Source organism: Sneathiella chungangensis (genome assembly GCF_009882935.1).
Taxonomy (GTDB): domain Bacteria; phylum Pseudomonadota; class Alphaproteobacteria; order Sneathiellales; family Sneathiellaceae; genus Sneathiella; species Sneathiella chungangensis.
Map to the genome: position 1 here is coordinate 840852 of NZ_WTVA01000015.1, position 15280 is coordinate 856131.

Annotated in this window: 17 protein-coding genes; 7 read left to right on the top strand and 10 right to left on the bottom strand. The window is 58.4% G+C overall.

The genetic code is table 11. From position 1 onward, the window contains the following. Window positions 1-4 precede the first annotated feature (4 nt). On the bottom strand, window positions 5-709 hold the full coding sequence (locus tag GQF03_RS17020; protein ID WP_161340500.1) for a lipid-binding SYLF domain-containing protein: 705 nt from the start codon (window positions 707-709) through the stop codon (window positions 5-7). 119 nt (window positions 710-828) lie between these two features. Here GQF03_RS17020 and GQF03_RS17025 point away from each other — a divergent pair, with 119 nt between their 5' ends. The 7 genes from GQF03_RS17025 to rfaD all read left to right on the top strand — a co-directional run bounded on the left by GQF03_RS17025 (window position 829) and on the right by rfaD (window position 7939). After that, window positions 829-2166, top strand: coding sequence for an ActS/PrrB/RegB family redox-sensitive histidine kinase (locus GQF03_RS17025; protein ID WP_161340501.1), 1338 nt, complete (start codon window positions 829-831; stop codon window positions 2164-2166). Window positions 2167-2228: 62 nt separating this feature from the next. Further along, window positions 2229-2759: an ActR/PrrA/RegA family redox response regulator transcription factor gene (locus GQF03_RS17030; protein ID WP_161340502.1), complete on the top strand. Its 531-nt coding sequence runs from the start codon at window positions 2229-2231 to the stop codon at window positions 2757-2759. A gap of 4 nt (window positions 2760-2763) precedes the next feature. Continuing rightward, entirely contained in the window at window positions 2764-3567 is an 804-nt protein-coding gene (locus GQF03_RS17035) for a DNA-methyltransferase (protein WP_161340503.1), read from the top strand. Continuing rightward, window positions 3564-4802 carry a glycosyltransferase gene (locus tag GQF03_RS17040; protein ID WP_161340504.1) on the top strand — a complete coding sequence of 413 codons (1239 nt, stop codon included), beginning with the start codon at window positions 3564-3566 and terminating at the stop codon, window positions 4800-4802. Before GQF03_RS17035 ends, GQF03_RS17040 begins: the two co-directional genes overlap by 4 nt. 82 nt (window positions 4803-4884) lie before the next feature. Beyond that, window positions 4885-5463, top strand: coding sequence for a D-sedoheptulose 7-phosphate isomerase (locus GQF03_RS17045; RefSeq protein WP_206375895.1), 579 nt, complete (start codon window positions 4885-4887; stop codon window positions 5461-5463). 5 nt (window positions 5464-5468) lie between these two features. Next, window positions 5469-6944: a D-glycero-beta-D-manno-heptose-7-phosphate kinase gene (gene rfaE1, locus GQF03_RS17050; RefSeq protein ID WP_161340506.1), complete on the top strand. Its 1476-nt coding sequence runs from the start codon at window positions 5469-5471 to the stop codon at window positions 6942-6944. A 2-nt stretch (window positions 6945-6946) separates the two neighbouring features. Next, window positions 6947-7939: an ADP-glyceromanno-heptose 6-epimerase gene (gene rfaD / locus GQF03_RS17055; RefSeq protein ID WP_161340507.1), complete on the top strand. Its 993-nt coding sequence runs from the start codon at window positions 6947-6949 to the stop codon at window positions 7937-7939. 34 nt (window positions 7940-7973) lie between these two features. Here the strand turns inward: rfaD and GQF03_RS17060 are convergent, their stop codons facing one another. From GQF03_RS17060 to GQF03_RS17100, 9 genes are all read right to left on the bottom strand, one after another. Continuing rightward, complete coding sequence (locus tag GQF03_RS17060; RefSeq protein WP_161340508.1) at window positions 7974-9707, bottom strand: ATP-dependent nuclease; 1734 nt, start codon at window positions 9705-9707, stop codon at window positions 7974-7976. A 116-nt stretch (window positions 9708-9823) separates the two neighbouring features. Then, on the bottom strand, window positions 9824-10147 hold the full coding sequence (locus GQF03_RS17065; RefSeq protein WP_161340509.1) for a cupin domain-containing protein: 324 nt from the start codon (window positions 10145-10147) through the stop codon (window positions 9824-9826). Beyond that, window positions 10137-10589 (bottom strand): MmcB family DNA repair protein, encoded by a 453-nt coding sequence (locus tag GQF03_RS17070; protein WP_161340510.1) that lies wholly within the window; start codon window positions 10587-10589, stop codon window positions 10137-10139. The genes GQF03_RS17065 and GQF03_RS17070 overlap by 11 nt, the downstream gene beginning before the upstream one ends. Next, window positions 10586-10951, bottom strand: a complete 366-nt coding sequence (locus tag GQF03_RS17075; RefSeq protein ID WP_161340511.1) for a helix-turn-helix domain-containing protein — start codon at window positions 10949-10951, stop codon at window positions 10586-10588. The genes GQF03_RS17070 and GQF03_RS17075 overlap by 4 nt, the downstream gene beginning before the upstream one ends. 16 nt (window positions 10952-10967) lie before the next feature. Next, window positions 10968-11642 (bottom strand): Smr/MutS family protein, encoded by a 675-nt coding sequence (locus GQF03_RS17080; RefSeq protein ID WP_161340512.1) that lies wholly within the window; start codon window positions 11640-11642, stop codon window positions 10968-10970. Further along, the gene (locus tag GQF03_RS17085; protein WP_162858496.1) at window positions 11632-12312 is read right to left on the bottom strand and encodes a LutC/YkgG family protein; all 681 of its coding nucleotides are present in this window, start codon (window positions 12310-12312) and stop codon (window positions 11632-11634) included. The genes GQF03_RS17080 and GQF03_RS17085 overlap by 11 nt, the downstream gene beginning before the upstream one ends. Beyond that, a complete protein-coding gene (locus GQF03_RS17090) occupies window positions 12312-13736 on the bottom strand; it encodes a LutB/LldF family L-lactate oxidation iron-sulfur protein (RefSeq protein WP_161340513.1) in 1425 nt (474 codons plus the stop codon). The genes GQF03_RS17085 and GQF03_RS17090 overlap by 1 nt, the downstream gene beginning before the upstream one ends. After that, complete coding sequence (locus tag GQF03_RS17095; RefSeq protein ID WP_161340514.1) at window positions 13736-14509, bottom strand: (Fe-S)-binding protein; 774 nt, start codon at window positions 14507-14509, stop codon at window positions 13736-13738. Before GQF03_RS17095 ends, GQF03_RS17090 begins: the two co-directional genes overlap by 1 nt. 65 nt (window positions 14510-14574) lie before the next feature. After that, window positions 14575-15276, bottom strand: a complete 702-nt coding sequence (locus GQF03_RS17100; RefSeq protein ID WP_161340515.1) for a TerC family protein — start codon at window positions 15274-15276, stop codon at window positions 14575-14577. Between the last annotated feature and the right edge of the window lie 4 nt (window positions 15277-15280).

Genomic DNA, 15280 nt, shown 5'->3' on the forward strand with positions numbered 1-15280 from the left:
GCGGTTATTTCGCTTCCGCCGCCGTCAGCGCCGTCTTCAGGCCATCGGCCTGGGCGTTGGAAACGGTTCTTTCGATCACGATCTGCTGCGATGTCACCGGCTGGCCGTAATAGGATTGGTTCGCTTCGGCATTCGACGTCAGGACCGACCCTTCGACCGAGGCCCCGATAAACAGGCCCTTCGAAATGGCGAAGGAGAAAACATCCGCCTTCAGGTTGGTGGTTGTCGAGGCGCCGAGCGTCGTGCCAACCGGGCCGACCGCCGCGCTCAGATCCCCGCCGAGCTTGACCTGGTTGTTGATGATCGCCTGCAGGCCCTTTTCCGTCATGATGACGAGGACCAGCTCGTTCACCTGGGCGCCAAACTGCAGGCCAATGCTGCCCTGGCCCATTTTATAGAAGGCGGGCGAGGACCAGTTGCCGGCCTCATCGCGGCCCAGCAGCACGCCGCCGCCACCCGCGCCACCAAGGAAGAAGCCCGCTTTAAGAACCTGCGGGAAGACGATCACGCCCTTCGAGACGGCAAGCAGCCGGCGGAATTGTTCCATATCCGGTTTCGCGGCAAGGTCCGTGATAGTGAATTTGGCTTTTTCCACCATCTGGTCCTGCGCGTCGCCGGCTAGGGCAAGGCTGCCGGATCCCAGAACCAGCGCGCCTGCGCCCACGATCGACAGGAATTTTCGACGGGTTGCCCTAATTGTCGTTTGCATCTTCTCCATCCTTTTTGAATAATCGTTGGAAAACTGGATACTGATATAGAGTAAGGGATCAATGATGGCATTAATATGTCGAACAATCTTGTGAAAAATAAACCGATGCGCGTGATTCCGTGACGATCGGCGACAGGATCAGACAAATCGGCCGGACCGGGGACGAGACCGACCAGATCAATCTCGCAGCCAGCGGGATGCGTCTCAAGACGCTGGTCTATATCCGCTGGATCGCCGTATTCGGACAGGCGCTGACGGTTCTTATCGTATCCCTTATTTTCAAGTTCGAGTTTCCGCTGATGCCGATCGGCCTGCTGATCGGGGCGAGCGCGATCCTCAACCTGTTGATCAGCCTTAACCGCAAGCCGACGGCGCGGCTGCCGGACCGCGGCGCGATCCTCTATCTTTTCTACGATATTCTCCAGCTTGCGGGGCTGCTTTACTTCACCGGCGGCCTGACCAACCCGTTTTCGGTGCTCTTCCTCGTGCCGGTAACCATTTCGGCGACCAACCTGCCGCGCCAGGGCACCGTGTTCCTCGGCCTGACGACCCTTGCCTGCATCACCGTGCTTGCGCTTGTCTACCGGCCGCTGCCGCTGCCGCCGGGCTCGCTGGTGCTCTCGCAAACCTATATCCTGGCGATCTGGTCGGCGCTGGTGCTCGGCACCGCCTTTCTGTCCGGCTATGCCTGGCTGATCGCCGCGGATTCCCGGAAGATGTCGGATGCGCTGACCATCGCCCGCGCCGAGCTGGCGCGCGAACAGCAGCTTTCTGCCGTCGGCGGGATTGCCGCCGCCGCCGCCCATGAGCTCGGCACGCCGCTCAACACCATCCTGCTGGTGGCGGAGGAGTTGCGCCAGATGCTGCCCGAGGGGAGCGACGCAGCGGCGGATGCGGCGCTTCTTCACGATCAGGCGCGCAAATGCGCCGAGGTGCTGGCGCAGCTGTCCCGGGGCCCGGAGACGGAGCGCTTCATCCGGGGCTCAGAGCATCACAATTTTCTCGCGCTCGACACGCTCTTTTCGCTGATCACCGAAAAATACGCGGACAGCGGCAAGAGCTTCGTCATCAACAGCCATGGCGATGCGGCGACGATCCCGCGGCTGTTCATGACGGCGGAGCTGCGCCACGGCCTTGGCAACCTGATCAGCAATGCCGCCGAATTCGCGAACAGCGCGGTCACCGTCGAGCTTTACTGGAACGACAAGCTGGTGCGCGCGGAAATCCTCGATGACGGCCCCGGATTTTCCGAGGAAATCCTCAGCCGCCTTGGCGAGCCCTATATGTCGACCCGGCGCGGCAAGGGCGGCATGGGCCTTGGCGTTTTTATCGCCGACATGCTGATCAAGCGCAGCGGCGGGGAGCTCAGCTTCCGCAACCGCAAGGCCGGCGGCGCGGTCGTCGAAATCCTCTGGGCGCGCAGACAACTTGAAAAATCTGATCCTTTCAGTAATTAGAAAATATGTTAATCTAGCCTCGACGGCTTGTTTCGAAGGCGTATAGGTACAAAGAGCGTGTAATGGACGACAAGAAGTCGCTGCTGATCGTCGATGACGATGAAATCTTTCTGAACCGGCTCGGCCGGTCGATGGAGCGCAAGGGCTTCCGCCCGACGCTCGCCAATTCCGTCAGCGAAGGCAAGCGATGCGCCGCCGAGACGGCGCCCGATTACGCGGTTGTCGATCTCCGGCTGCAGGACGGCAACGGCCTTGAGGTAGTAGAGGCCATCCGCAAGGTCAACGAGGAGGCCAGCATCGTCATGCTGACCGGCTATGGGAATATCGCCTCGGCGGTTGCGGCGGTGAAGGCGGGCGCCATCGACTATCTCGCCAAGCCCGCCAATGTCGAGGATATCGTCAACGCCCTGCTCGCCGACAAGGACGCCATGCCGACGCCGCCGGAAAACCCGATGTCCGCCGACCGTGTCCGCTGGGAGCATATCCAGCGCGTCTATGAACTCTGCGATCATAATGTTTCGGAAACCGCCCGCCGGCTGAACATGCACCGGCGCACCCTGCAACGCATCATGGCCAAGCGGTCCCCGCAATAGCCGGATGGACCAGATCGTTCAAAAAAGTACCCTGATCTGTGGCGATGCCGCCGGGGAAATGGCGAGGCTCAAGGCGGGCAGCGTCGATCTGATCCTCGCCGATCCGCCCTATAACCTTGGCAAAAACTACGGCAACAATATCGACCTCAAGGACAGCCGGGATTATCACGACTTCACCAAGGGCTGGCTGACGGAGGCGGTGCGCCTGCTGCGGCCCGGCGGGTCGCTCTATTGCTTCATGGGGGTCCGCTTCATCGCCCGGCTCTATCTGATGCTGGAGGAGGAATTCGGCCTGACGCCGCAGGGCTGGATCACCTGGCATTACACACAAGGCATGGGCCGCAAGCGCGGCTTTTCCCCGCGCCATGAGGATATTCTCTGGTTCTCGAAGGGCGCGGAGGCGCGCTTCAACCTCGATGACGTGCGGGTGCCGCAGAAATACTACCGCAAGCGCAACAATATGGCGGGCGCCAATCCCGGCGATGTCTGGCAGTTCAGCCATGTGCATTATTGCGCGGCGGAGCGGCTACCCCATCCGACGCAGAAGCCCGAAGCCCTGATGGAGCGGATCATCCGCGCCTCCTCCGATCCGGGAGATGTGGTTCTCGATCCGTTTTTAGGGAGCGGCACCACGGCGCGCGTCGCCAATGTCCTTGGCCGCCACGCGATCGGCATCGACATCAACCCGGACTATATCGATATGGCGAAAACGCGCCTGAAAACCCCGTTCGAGGCCTTCGACAGCCAAGACCCCCGCGCCGCCCGCACCTCAAAAGACCTGCCGAAGGGACCCGGCCAGGCCCGATGAACATTTTGTTTCTGCACAATAATTTTCCGGCGCAATACCGCCATGTCGCCCGCCGTCTGGCCGCCGACAAGGCCAACCGGGTCGTTTTTATCTCGCAGCGGGTGCCCGGGAAAATCCCCGGCGTCACGAACATCCTCTCTAAACCGCACCGCGAGGTGAAGGCGGAGACCCATCATTACCTGCGCCCGACGGAAGCGGCGGTGGTGAATGCGCAGGCGGTTTTTCGCAACTGCCTGGAGCTGAAGAAGAAAGGGTTCGAGCCGGATATCGTCTGCGCCCATTCCGGCTGGGGCAACAGCCTCTATGTCAAGGAGGTGTTTCCCAACGCCCGGCTGCTCAGCTATTTCGAATGGTTTTATCACGCGCGCGGGACGGATGCGGATTTTCTCGACCCCGGCGCCATGGGCTATGACGATGCGGCGCGCATTCACAGCAAGAACATGCCGCTGCTGATGGATCTGGCGACCTGCGACTGGGGCCAGGTGCCGACGCGCTTCCAGCTGGCGCAGATTCCGCCTGTTTTTCACGCCCGGCTGTCCGTTCTGCATGACGGGGTGGATACGGATTTTTTCAAGCCCGACCGGCGGGTTCAGAAAAAAATCGGCAATCTCGACCTCGGCGAAGCGCGGGAAATCCTGACCTTTGCGACGCGAGGGATGGAGCCCTACCGCGGTTTTCCGGAATTCATGCGCGCCGCGGCGCTGCTGATGGACCGGCGGCCGGACCTCCATGTGCTTGTCGTCGGCGAGGACCGAGTCGCCTATGGCAAGAGGCTTCCCGAGGGGGAGGGCTGGGGTCAACGCATGGTGGCCGAACTGAAGCCGGACCCGGCGCGGCTGCATTTCACCGGACCGCTCGCCTATGGCGACTATGTCAAGGTCTTGCAGTTTTCGACGGTGCGCGCCTATCTTACGGTGCCCTTCGTCCTCAGCTGGTCGCTGATTGAAAGCCTTGCCTGCGGCGGTCTTGTCGTCGGATCCGACACCGCGCCGGTGCGCGAGGTGATCCGCCACGGGGAAAACGGCTTTCTCGCGCCCTTCGACGATGTCGAGGCCTTCGCCGCCCAGATCGAGGAGGTGCTGGACACTGCCGATGACATGCAGGATATCCGCGCGGCGGCAAGAAAAACGGCGGTGGAGAAATATGCGCTTGAAAAGCTGCTGCCACGCCAGCTGCGGCTGATAGAGGATGTGGCGGCAGGCCGCCTTCCGCCCCGCGAAAGGTCGGCGAATTAGGCCCGGGAACAACTCCGTATTTGCAGGGGCGGCGAGATTATACTATGACCATTACATTTCCACCATCAGGCGCGAGGCAGGTTTGGATCCGCTAGAATATTATAACCGCGAGCTGGACGATCATCGCGAGGTTCTGGCGAAAAGCCGGGACGCGCTCGCCGAACCGTTCCAGGATATCCTGCGGCTCTGGGTCAACGCCATTCAGAACGGCAACAAGATCCTGTTTTTCGGCAACGGCGGCAGTGCGGCGGACGCGCAGCATCTGGCGGCGGAGTTGGTCATCCGCTTTGTCGAGGATCGCCGGCCCATCGCCGCCATCGCGCTCAATACCGATACCTCGGCCTTGACGGCGGGGGCCAATGACCTCGGCTTCGAGGAGATCTTCGCCCGCCAGATCGACGCCCTCGGCCAGCCTGGCGATGTCGCCGTTGGCATCTCCACCTCGGGCACCAGCCCGAATATCGTGAAAGCCCTTGAAATGGCCCGTAAAAAAGGCCTGGTGACCACCGCCTTCACCGGCCGCGACGGCGGCGTCATTCCAAAACTCGCCGATGCGGTGCTGATCGTGCCCGCAGAGTCCACCCGGCGCATCCAGGAAATGCATATCACGCTCGGCCATATGCTCTGCGGCGCCCTTGAAAAATCGCTGAAACTGGTCTGAAGCTCATGGAAAACCGCAATTCCCTTCTCAAAATCATGGATGACGCCGCGTCGGTCGAGGTGCTGGTGATCGGCGACGTGATGCTGGACCGCTTCGTCTATGGTAGCGCCCGGCGCATCTCGCCCGAGGCGCCGATCCCGATCTTGAGCGTGACCCATCAGTCGCAGATGCTGGGCGGCGCCGGCAATGTGGTGCGCAATATCGCCTCCCTCGGCGGCAAGGCGCGGCTGATCTCCGTCGTCGGCGAGGATGCGGAAGGGCGGGAAATCGAGCATATCTTCGGAAGCCAGGGCGCCATGACGCCACATCTGGTGAAATCGGTCGGTCGACCGACCACGGTGAAGACCCGGTTCATCGCCGATGGCCAGCAACTGCTCCGGAGCGATCATGAAGCGACCCATCAGCTGCAGCCGAAAACCGCGGGCAGCCTGCTGAAAGCCTTTCAGGAGGTGGTGAAATCCGCCGATATCATCGTCCTCTCCGACTACGCGAAGGGGGTGCTCTCCGATACCGTCCTGAAACAGGTCATCGCGACGGCGCGGGAGAAGAATATTCCGGTCATCGCCGATCCGAAATCGGCGGATTTCAGCCGTTACGCGGGCGTCACCCTGCTGACGCCGAACCGCAAGGAAATGATCGCGGCGAGCGGCCTGCCCTGCGGCACCAATTACGAGGTTGAGCAGGCGGCCCGCTCGATCCTGGCAAAGGCGGGCGTTTCCGCCATTCTCGTCACCCGGTCGGAGGCGGGCATGAGCCTGATCACCAAGGACGCCGCCCATCATATCGCCGCCGAGGCGCAGGAGGTGTTCGATGTTTCCGGCGCCGGTGACAGCGTCGTTGCGGCGCTCTCGCTTGCCATTGCCTCGGGCGCGGGGCTTGCCGATGCGGCGCGGATTGCCAATCTCGCGGGCGGTATCGCGGTCTCCAAATCCGGCACGGCGGCGGTCACCAAGGCGGAAATCCGCCAGTCGCTCCACAGTCTCGAGATCAGCGACCTCGATGCCAAGATCCTCGGCCTCGACCGGGCGCTGGAAAGGGTCTCCAACTGGCGTTCGCGCGGGCTTAAAGTAGGCTTTACCAACGGCTGTTTCGATCTGGTGCATCCGGGGCATATCTCCCTCATGCGGCAGGCGCGCGCCGAATGCGACCGGCTGATCGTCGGGCTCAACACCGATGACAGCATCCGCCGGCTCAAGGGCGAGGGACGACCGGTCACCAACGAGAATTCGCGCGCCATCGTGCTCGCCAGCCTCTCGGATGTGGATCTTGTCGTGCCCTTCGCGGAGGATACGCCGATCCGCCTGATTGAGACGATCCGCCCCGATGTGCTGGTGAAGGGCGCCGATTACACGCGCGAGACCGTCGTCGGCGCCGATATTGTCGAGGCCTATGGCGGGCGGGTGCATCTGGCGACCTTGAAGGACGGCTTCAGCACCACCGGCACTATCCAACGGCTGCTCGCCACCAAGAAAGAGGCGTAGAAATGGGAAATCTGATCCTGGTCACCGGCGGCGCGGGCTTTATCGGCTCCAATATTGTCGCGGCGCTCTCCGAACGCGGGGAAAAGATTGTTGTCTGCGACTGGCTGGAGCAGGGCGAGAAGTGGAAAAACGTCGCCAAATCAACGATTTCGGACTTTATCGACCCGGACGAGCTGGAAGGCTGGCTGCATAGAAACGACAGCCGCCTGCAGGCGATCATCCATATGGGCGCGATCTCCGCGACGACGGAGACGGACGGCGATCTCATCCTCAAGCGCAACTTCCGCCCGACGAAAATGCTCTGGCGCTTCGCGACCGACAACAAAATCCCCTTTATCTATGCCTCCTCCGCCGCGACCTATGGCGACGGGGCGGCGGGGTTCGACGATGAGATGAGCGAGGCGGCGCTGGAAAAGCTGCAGCCGCTCAACCTCTATGGTTGGAGCAAGCATGCCTTCGACAAGTTCGTCGCGCGGGAGATTTCCCGGGGCGCCACGACGCCGCCGCAATGGGCGGGGCTCAAGTTTTTCAACGTCTACGGCCCGAATGAATATCACAAGGGCAGCATGAAAAGCGTGATCGCCCAATGCTATCCGAAGGTCGCAAAGGGGGAGGCCGTGACCCTCTTCAAATCCCACCACCCGGATTATAAGGACGGCGGCCAGCTCCGCGATTTCGTCTATGTGAAGGATTGCGTCGATGTGGTGCTCTGGCTCCTGGATAACGGCAAGGTATCCGGCCTTTTCAACCTCGGCACCGGCAAGGCGCGCAGTTTTCGGGACCTCGCCGCCGCCGTGTTCACCGCCGCGGGCAAGCCGGAAAAGATCGAATTCATCGACACCCCGATCGAGATCCGCGATAAATATCAATACTTTACCGAAGCCAACATGCAGAAACTCCGAAGCCAAGGCTTCGGCGGCAACTTCCACAGCCTGGAGGACGGCATCCGCGACTACGTCACCAACTACCTCGCGAAAGATGACCCGTATCGGTGAGGTTTTAAAATCTTTACTTTTTGGAGTGGAAAAATTAATCAGTAATTGCCAAAGCTTCTTTAAATTTTTGCTTTAGTTCTGCCTGCTTCTCTTCTGATATTTGATTACCTGTGATAGCCTTTAAAATCTCAATTGGTTTCATGTCGTTTCGTCCAGGAATATCCAACCCCAAAAATCCTTCTAGATTTGGAGAGAATTTCACAGGTTCAGACAATGTAAGTTTGGTTTTTGAATTAGAAACCAGTCGGTTTATTGCATAGTGATGTCCACGATCGTCGTCGTCATCCAAAAGAACGCCGTGAGAAATGCCAAACGCTGTTAGTAACCCCATATATCTGTGAAAATTAAATTTACCTAAGACATCAACCACGTAAATTCTATTTCTGGTAAGGTCATGCCAATCGTCAGCGAGAAGGTAGTTGAACAGCGCTCTTTCCGTTGCTCCTTCTACAAGCAATACCCGATCAGCAAAAAACATGGAAGATCTTTCGCCATCCAACCAAAGCTGATATCGAAATTTTTCTTCTTGTAACGCTATTTCCTCTTGTGGTGGATTTGCAACTAAACGCCGCGCTTCCCTTTTAGCGTCTTCTTCTATATTTGGATCGTCGATATAACTACGCAGCGCAGCTAAAAGATTTCCCCCTTGTTCAAACAAATCTTGAATATCGCCTTGACTAGGCTGGAACAATTTTGTGATTCCATCGGTTCGTTGCATTTTTCCGATTTGACCAATATCTTCGGCAGCCTTGCCAACAAACGTTGGGGAATGGGTTGTAATAATTATTTGTTGTCCCTGCACTGCTCCAAGCTTCCGAAGATTAATTGCCATATTTTCTTGTTGGCTTGGGTGTAGAAATGCTTCAGGTTCTTCAAAAAGTATTAGCGTAAAATCAGGATTAAAATCTTTTCTCTCTCTTGATTTTACATCTTTAAAAGTAGGAGCAAGCCTGATCAGCTCGTAAATTACTGACCGCTGAAACCCATGACCATAACGCTCTAATTCAAACCCATTGCCGCTTTCTTGAAGAACTAAGTCCACAAATTCATAGCTAATAAGTGACTTTGTAATATCTTCCGGTTTAACATTATCTACAGATAAATCGATTTGTATTTGCCAGTCTGACAACGCGGAATTAATAGGAGAAGCGACCTCATTTAAGAATCCACTTTTTGCTTTTGCTTCCTGATTAAATTTTTCAAAAGCTTCCGTTACACCCTTATATGCGTCGCTTTTTTCCACCATCTTTTTTAGTAGAAAGTTCAGCATGTTTCGAAGAGGAGATGGACCGGACATCTTCGTTTGTTCTGAAATGGTGGTGAGAGCCGGTACGTAAATGACTTCACCGATCTTAGCAGCACTGATATTTTTTGCTCCGTAGAACAATTCTGTATCTAGTCCCTTTTCCGTGTAGCCATATATGTTGGTTTGATTAGATTTAACTTGATCTTTTGTGCTCGACTTAAAATATCGTCGAATTTTTAGTGTATAATCTAGGCCACGGATTTTATATTTATCCGCCAATCCAGCCCATTCTTCTTCTTGTAATTTATAAGTAATTTCAACCCAAGATTCTTTGTCGCGCGCGCCAGTTTTAGGAAAATCATCAGCTACGAATTTATAATCTTCATAAACTGCTCTAATGGCATTTATAAATGCACTTTTCCCTGCATTGTTGGGCCCTACTAATATGTTATAATCGTTCAGATGAAAAACGGCATCAATTATTGACCGAAAGTTATGAATCTCTATCTTGGATATCTTCATGTGATCGTATGCCTCCAACGCTAATTAGAATAGCAGCAATCAAAGTTATTACAAGAAATTGTGCGTTTTGAATTCTCCTTTAGCGATTAAATTTGTTAGCTTTGAAAGCAAACCCCCTAAAACCCCTTCGGCTGGGGCGTTAGAAACTCGATCTCGATAAAGGCGCAGTCGAAGTCGTTGCCGTTTTTCACGTTATGCTCGACGCCGGTTTCGCGGAAATAGGGGACGCCGGTCTTGAGCTCGGCGCGTATATTCTCGCCGTTCGGCAGCTCGATATCGAGAAATCCGTCGAACAGCGGGACGACCACATAATCATATTCATGAACATGCCATCCGGTGGCGTCGCCGCGCTTGGCAAACTTCCATTCCGTGACACGAGTCCGGGGATTATCGATAAAGACGGTGGGGGTGGCGGAGCCGTCGGGGGCGCTAGAACACATTGAATTTCTCCTTTATCGGATTTTCGGCTTCCAGAAGCCGGCGGGCGGCGATCCGCGCGAAACGGAGCGTCACATTGCGCCGCCGCGCGGCATTGAGGGTGAAATCGGCGGACGGGCGCAGGATCGCGCCGCCGAACGCGTCGGCGATGATCAGCCCATGGCTGTCGGGCAGCAGCGCCGTCGGGAAGTCCGCATCGACGGCGAAGTAGAATTCATCGCAGAATTCGAGATAGTCGCTCCATTTCTCATCGACGCGGTAGTCGGCGGGACCGGATTTCACCTCGACCACGATGATCCGCCCCTTGTCATTGATGCCCATCACATCGACCCGGCGGCGGATACGGAGCTTGACCTCGGTCAGGCTGTCGTAGCCCATGTCGTATAGCAGTTTCTGCACCCCGCGGGCCAGCCGGACGCCCTTGTCGGCGCGGCTCTCGCTCATCGCCCGGCCTTGTTGGCCTTGAGATAGGCCAGCATTTCGCGCAGGCGCGGCTCGGGCAGGGCGCGGATTTCCGCCGCGAGCAGATTGGCGAATTCCGTCGCCGTCGGGCTGAGGCCGCTGGTATCGAGGGTGACTTTCGGATGCGAGAGGGAGGCGAGACGCTGCAATTCCTCCGCGTCGTCCCAGATGATGTTGAAATAATCGCAGATCTGCGCGACCAGCGACCAGGACGGGCGGCCGCGATGGCCATGCTCGAGCGCCGAGAGATAGGCCGAGCTGATGTCGAGATCGGCGGCCATTTGCTTCAAGGTTATCCCGCGGCTTTTGCGAAGGGCGCGCACCCGAAGGCCAAAGGGGGTCATGATCCGGTCCTCATCCTTAGTTTCGGCTGCGCCGGAGCAGGACATAGAGCGCGCCGCTGCCCCCATGTTTCGGCTGTGCGTGGCGGATGTCAATGACAAGATTCTTTAAATCCGCCGCCATCAGCCATTTCGGCACCGCCTCGCGCAGGATTCCGGTTTTCTCCGGCGCCATGAAGGGGGCATCGTCGGTCTTTTGCTTCGACGAGCCCTTGCCGGTGATGACAAGTACGCAGCGCTTGCCCTGGATTTGCGCGGCGGTGATGAAACTCCGGAGGCGGCGATGCGCCTCGGCCCGCGTCAGGCCATGCAGATCGAGACGGCCGTCGATTTCCATCTTGCCCTTGCGCAGGCGCTCGGCACTGCGTTTATCGAGCCCCGGCACGTTCTGGCGGAGCGAGGGTTCGATCGTTGCAGGCTGGCGGGAGGGTTTCGCGTTCGGCCATTCGGACATGGCCCGCGCCATCTCCTCCGCGCTGAGGCGGCGGGGGGTGGCGGTGCCCGGCGGCGGCTCTTTTACCACCATGTTGGTGGCATTTTCGGCTTTGGCGGCTTTTTGTGGCACCATGCTGGTGGCCTTTTCCTTGCCGCTGTAGCGGTCGCTTTTGAGCGGTTCGATATTGCGCGCCACATGATCCCAGAGATCGCGGTCGGCCGCCGACAGGCCTGTCGGACGGTTCTTCCTAGCCGTCATCGTCAACAATGAGGATATGCAACCGGCGCGGCCCATGGGCGCCCATGATCAGCGTCTGCTCGATATCCGCCGTGCGCGACGGGCCGGAGATGAAATTGACGGTGCGCGGCAGGTTGCCCGCGCCGAATTTCTCGCGAAGCCGCGCCCAGCTGTCCTCCAGAGTTCCGGTAATCTCGCTCGCCCTGATCACCACCACATGATTTTCCGGGAGGAAATTGAGCGTCGAGGGTCGGTCCGGGCCTGAGGCCATACAGAGCGTGCCCGTCTCGGCGATGCCGGCAAAGGCGGGGGTGAGGCTCACTTCATCGCTCGGCGCCGCGGCGCCGCGGGTGATTTCCAGCATCGGGGTTTTGTCGAACGGCAGGTCATCGAAGATTTTATCGGGGGCCATCTTGACCTTGGTGGAAAGATTATGCGCGGCGAGATAATCACGGAGTGCTTCGGGCACATCCTCCAGCGCGTTTAGGCGCGCGACCGTCGCGGCCAACGCCGTCGCCTTCGCCTCGAACAGGTCGACCTGTTCCTTATGGGGAATATCGGTGCGCTTGGGGATGGTATGGGGCGCGTGCCCCTCGATCCGGGTCTTCAGGGCGTTCGCCGCCTCTTCCTTGAGGGGGCCGCGGCCGAGATTATGGCGGATACGGGAGAAGATCTTGTCGCGGGACGGCATTATTTTCCCTCCCGCTGCTGCTTTTTCCATTGCTCCATGAAGGTTGCCCCCTCCGGCGCCGGGAAATCCCGGACCGAGCTCCAGCCCTTCATCAGGGGGAGTTTATGGATCACGCCCTTCTTCCCGGCCATCAGTTTCAGCGCGCGGGCGCTCACGCGGGTCATCAGGCGGTAAAGCTTGGGTCTTTTGGCGAAAAATGCCCAGATGCCGATGCCCCAGCGTTCGGGTTTCGGGGTGACCTGGGTCTCGAACGCCTGTTCGCGCCAGTGCCGCATGATCTTGGGCAGCGGAATGCGCACAGGACAAACCTCCTCGCAACGGCCGCAGAAAGTGGAGGCGTTGGGCAAATGCCGCGCCTCCTCCAGCCCCACCATATGCGGATTGAGCGCCGCGCCGATGGGCCCGGGATAGACCCAGCCGTAGCTATGGCCGCCGACGGCCTGATAGACCGGGCAATGGTTCATGCAGGCCCCGCATTTGAGGCAGCGCAGCAGGTCCTGTTTATCGCTTCCCAGAAGATCGCTGCGCCCGCTGTCGACCAGCACCACATGGAAATTCGCTGGCCCGTCAATATCTTCCATCCGCTTGGGGCCGGTGGAAAAGGTGGTATAGACGGACATTTCCTGACCCGTCGCGGAGCGGGCGAGTAGACGGAGGAACAGGCTCGCATCCTCCAGGGTCGGCACCACCTTCTCGATGCTGGAGACGGCGATATGGGTTTTCGGTAAAGATTGAGTGAGGTCGCCATTGCCCTCATTGGTGACGATGACTGTCGATCCGGTCTCGGCGATCAGGAAATTCGCGCCGGTAATCCCGACATCGGCGGCGACATATTTATCACGGAGGACACTCCGCGCCTCGTTCACCAGCGCCTGCGGATCGGTCAGCCGTTCGTTAAAGCCATATTTCCCGTGATTTTCATGGAACAGCTCGGTCACCTGGTCTTTGGTTTTATGCAGCGCCGGCGCGATGATATGGCTCGGATATTCATGGGCGAGCTGGATGATATATTCGCCAAGGTCCGTCTCGATCGGCTCGATCCCATGCTCCGACAGGTAATCATTGAGCGCCATTTCCTCGGTGATCATGGATTTGCCCTTGGTCACCGTCTTCGCCTTGGCCTCGCGGCAGATATGCAGCACCACCTCCCGCGCTTCCGCGTAGGAGCTGCACCAATGCACGCGCCCGCCCTGAAGCTGTACCTGTTCCTCGAAATATTCGAGATAATAGTCGAGATTTTCCAGGATATGGTTCTTGAGGTCGCGCGCGGAATCGCGCAGTTCCTCGAATTCCGGCAACTCGCTGGCGGATTTTGCGCGGGCGACGGGGAAACCGCTCTTTACCTTGGAGAAGGCCTGCTGGATATTCTTGTCATGGAGCGCGTCATGGGCGCCCTCCTTGAAGCGGCGACTGGTGACCTGCATCAGTTATCCCCCTCCCCAAGGCCCGGCTTGTCGCCCATCCCGGCAAGGATTTCCGCGACATGCAGCACTTTCATATCGGCGCCCCGGCGTTTCAGGCGCCCGGCGATATTCATCAGGCAGCCGAGATCCCCGGCGGCCAAGGTGTCCGCCCCGCTCGCCAGCAGGTTCTCGATCTTGGTATCGACCATGGATTCGGAGATTTCGGAATATTTCAGGCAAAAGGTCCCGCCGAAGCCGCAGCAGGCCTCGCGATCCTCCGCCTCCTTGATTTCCAGTCCGTCGATGCCGCCCAGAAGCGCGCGCGGCTGATCCCGCACCTTCATTTCGCGCAAGGAGCTGCAGCTGTCATGATAGGTGAGGCTGGTGTCGAGACGGACGCCCTCCGGCTGATAGCCGCAGATGTCATGGAGGAAGGAGGTCAGCTCGTACGTGCGGGTCGAAAGCTCCTCGACCGCCACCATCATGGTGTCATCTCCCTCGAACAGCTCCCTGTAATGATGGCGGATCATCCCGGCGCAGGAGCCCGACGGCGCAACCACATAGTCGAAGCCGTCAAAGGCGCGGATAACCGCCTTTGCGATGGCTTTCGCGCTTTCCTTATCCCCGGAATTATAGGCGATCTGGCCGCAGCAGGTCTGCACCTCCGGCACCACGATGGTGCAGCCGGCAGCCTCCAGCAATTTCACGGCAGCAAACCCGACCGAGGGGCGGTTCAGATCGACGAGGCAGGTGACGAACAGCGCGACATTTTTCTTCTCACTCGACGCGGACATATTACTCTCCCTTTAATCCCGGGAACTATACCGCCTGGCTTCGCGTTTCGCCAGCAATCTTGCGGTTACTTTTTCCGGACCTTCATATTCAGGATTTCCACGCCGAGCGAGAAGGCCATGCCGAAATAGATATAGCCGCGCGGCACATGAAAGCCGAGACCCTCGGCCACCAGGAAGACCCCGATCATCATGATGAAGGCCAGCGCGAGCATCTTGAGCGTCGCATGGGCGGCGATGAAGTCGGCAACGAACTTGGACGAGACCATCATGACGACCATGGCGACGACCATGGCGGCAATGATCACCCAGATATTGTTCGTCAGGCCGACCGCCGTGATGATGGAATCGAAGGAAAAGATGAAATCGATGAAGATCACCTGCAGGATCGTCACGGCGAAACCGCCCACATAGCCATGATACCCCTCTTTCTGCTCGCCGGTGATTTCCTCGCGGATGCTGGTGGTGCCCTTGGCGATCAGGAACAGGCCGCCGCCCAGCATCAGCATATCCTTGCCCGAGAGGGAAAAATCGAAAAACTCAAGCCAGGGTTCCTTCAGCCCGATCAGCCAGAGGGCGCTGAACAGCAGGCCGATCCGCATGAACAGCGCGAGCGAGAGGCCGATGATCCGCGCCTTCTGGCGTTTTTCGGCCGGCAGATGATTGACCAGCAGGGCGATGAAAACGATGTTGTCGATGCCGAGAACGATCTCGAGCGCCGTCAGCGACAGAAAACTGCCCCAAATATGGTAATCGGTGAGAAAGTCCATTGTC

Bases quoted from the DNA above. Each gene is read 5' to 3' on its own strand.
- GQF03_RS17020 (WP_161340500.1), bottom strand. From the start codon at position 709: ATGCAAACGACAATTAGGGCAACCCGTCGAAAATTCCTGTCGATCGTG.
- GQF03_RS17030 (WP_161340502.1), top strand. From the start codon at position 2,229: ATGGACGACAAGAAGTCGCTGCTGATCGTCGATGACGATGAAATCTTT.
- GQF03_RS17035 (WP_161340503.1), top strand. From the start codon at position 2,764: ATGGACCAGATCGTTCAAAAAAGTACCCTGATCTGTGGCGATGCCGCC.
- GQF03_RS17040 (WP_161340504.1), top strand. From the start codon at position 3,564: ATGAACATTTTGTTTCTGCACAATAATTTTCCGGCGCAATACCGCCAT.
- rfaE1 (WP_161340506.1), top strand. From the start codon at position 5,469: ATGGAAAACCGCAATTCCCTTCTCAAAATCATGGATGACGCCGCGTCG.
- rfaD (WP_161340507.1), top strand. From the start codon at position 6,947: ATGGGAAATCTGATCCTGGTCACCGGCGGCGCGGGCTTTATCGGCTCC.
- GQF03_RS17060 (WP_161340508.1), bottom strand. From the start codon at position 9,707: ATGAAGATATCCAAGATAGAGATTCATAACTTTCGGTCAATAATTGAT.
- GQF03_RS17065 (WP_161340509.1), bottom strand. From the start codon at position 10,147: ATGTGTTCTAGCGCCCCCGACGGCTCCGCCACCCCCACCGTCTTTATC.
- GQF03_RS17070 (WP_161340510.1), bottom strand. From the start codon at position 10,589: ATGAGCGAGAGCCGCGCCGACAAGGGCGTCCGGCTGGCCCGCGGGGTG.
- GQF03_RS17075 (WP_161340511.1), bottom strand. From the start codon at position 10,951: ATGACCCCCTTTGGCCTTCGGGTGCGCGCCCTTCGCAAAAGCCGCGGG.
- GQF03_RS17080 (WP_161340512.1), bottom strand. From the start codon at position 11,642: ATGACGGCTAGGAAGAACCGTCCGACAGGCCTGTCGGCGGCCGACCGC.
- GQF03_RS17085 (WP_162858496.1), bottom strand. From the start codon at position 12,312: ATGCCGTCCCGCGACAAGATCTTCTCCCGTATCCGCCATAATCTCGGC.
- GQF03_RS17090 (WP_161340513.1), bottom strand. From the start codon at position 13,736: ATGCAGGTCACCAGTCGCCGCTTCAAGGAGGGCGCCCATGACGCGCTC.
- GQF03_RS17095 (WP_161340514.1), bottom strand. From the start codon at position 14,509: ATGTCCGCGTCGAGTGAGAAGAAAAATGTCGCGCTGTTCGTCACCTGC.
- GQF03_RS17100 (WP_161340515.1), bottom strand. From the start codon at position 15,276: ATGGACTTTCTCACCGATTACCATATTTGGGGCAGTTTTCTGTCGCTG.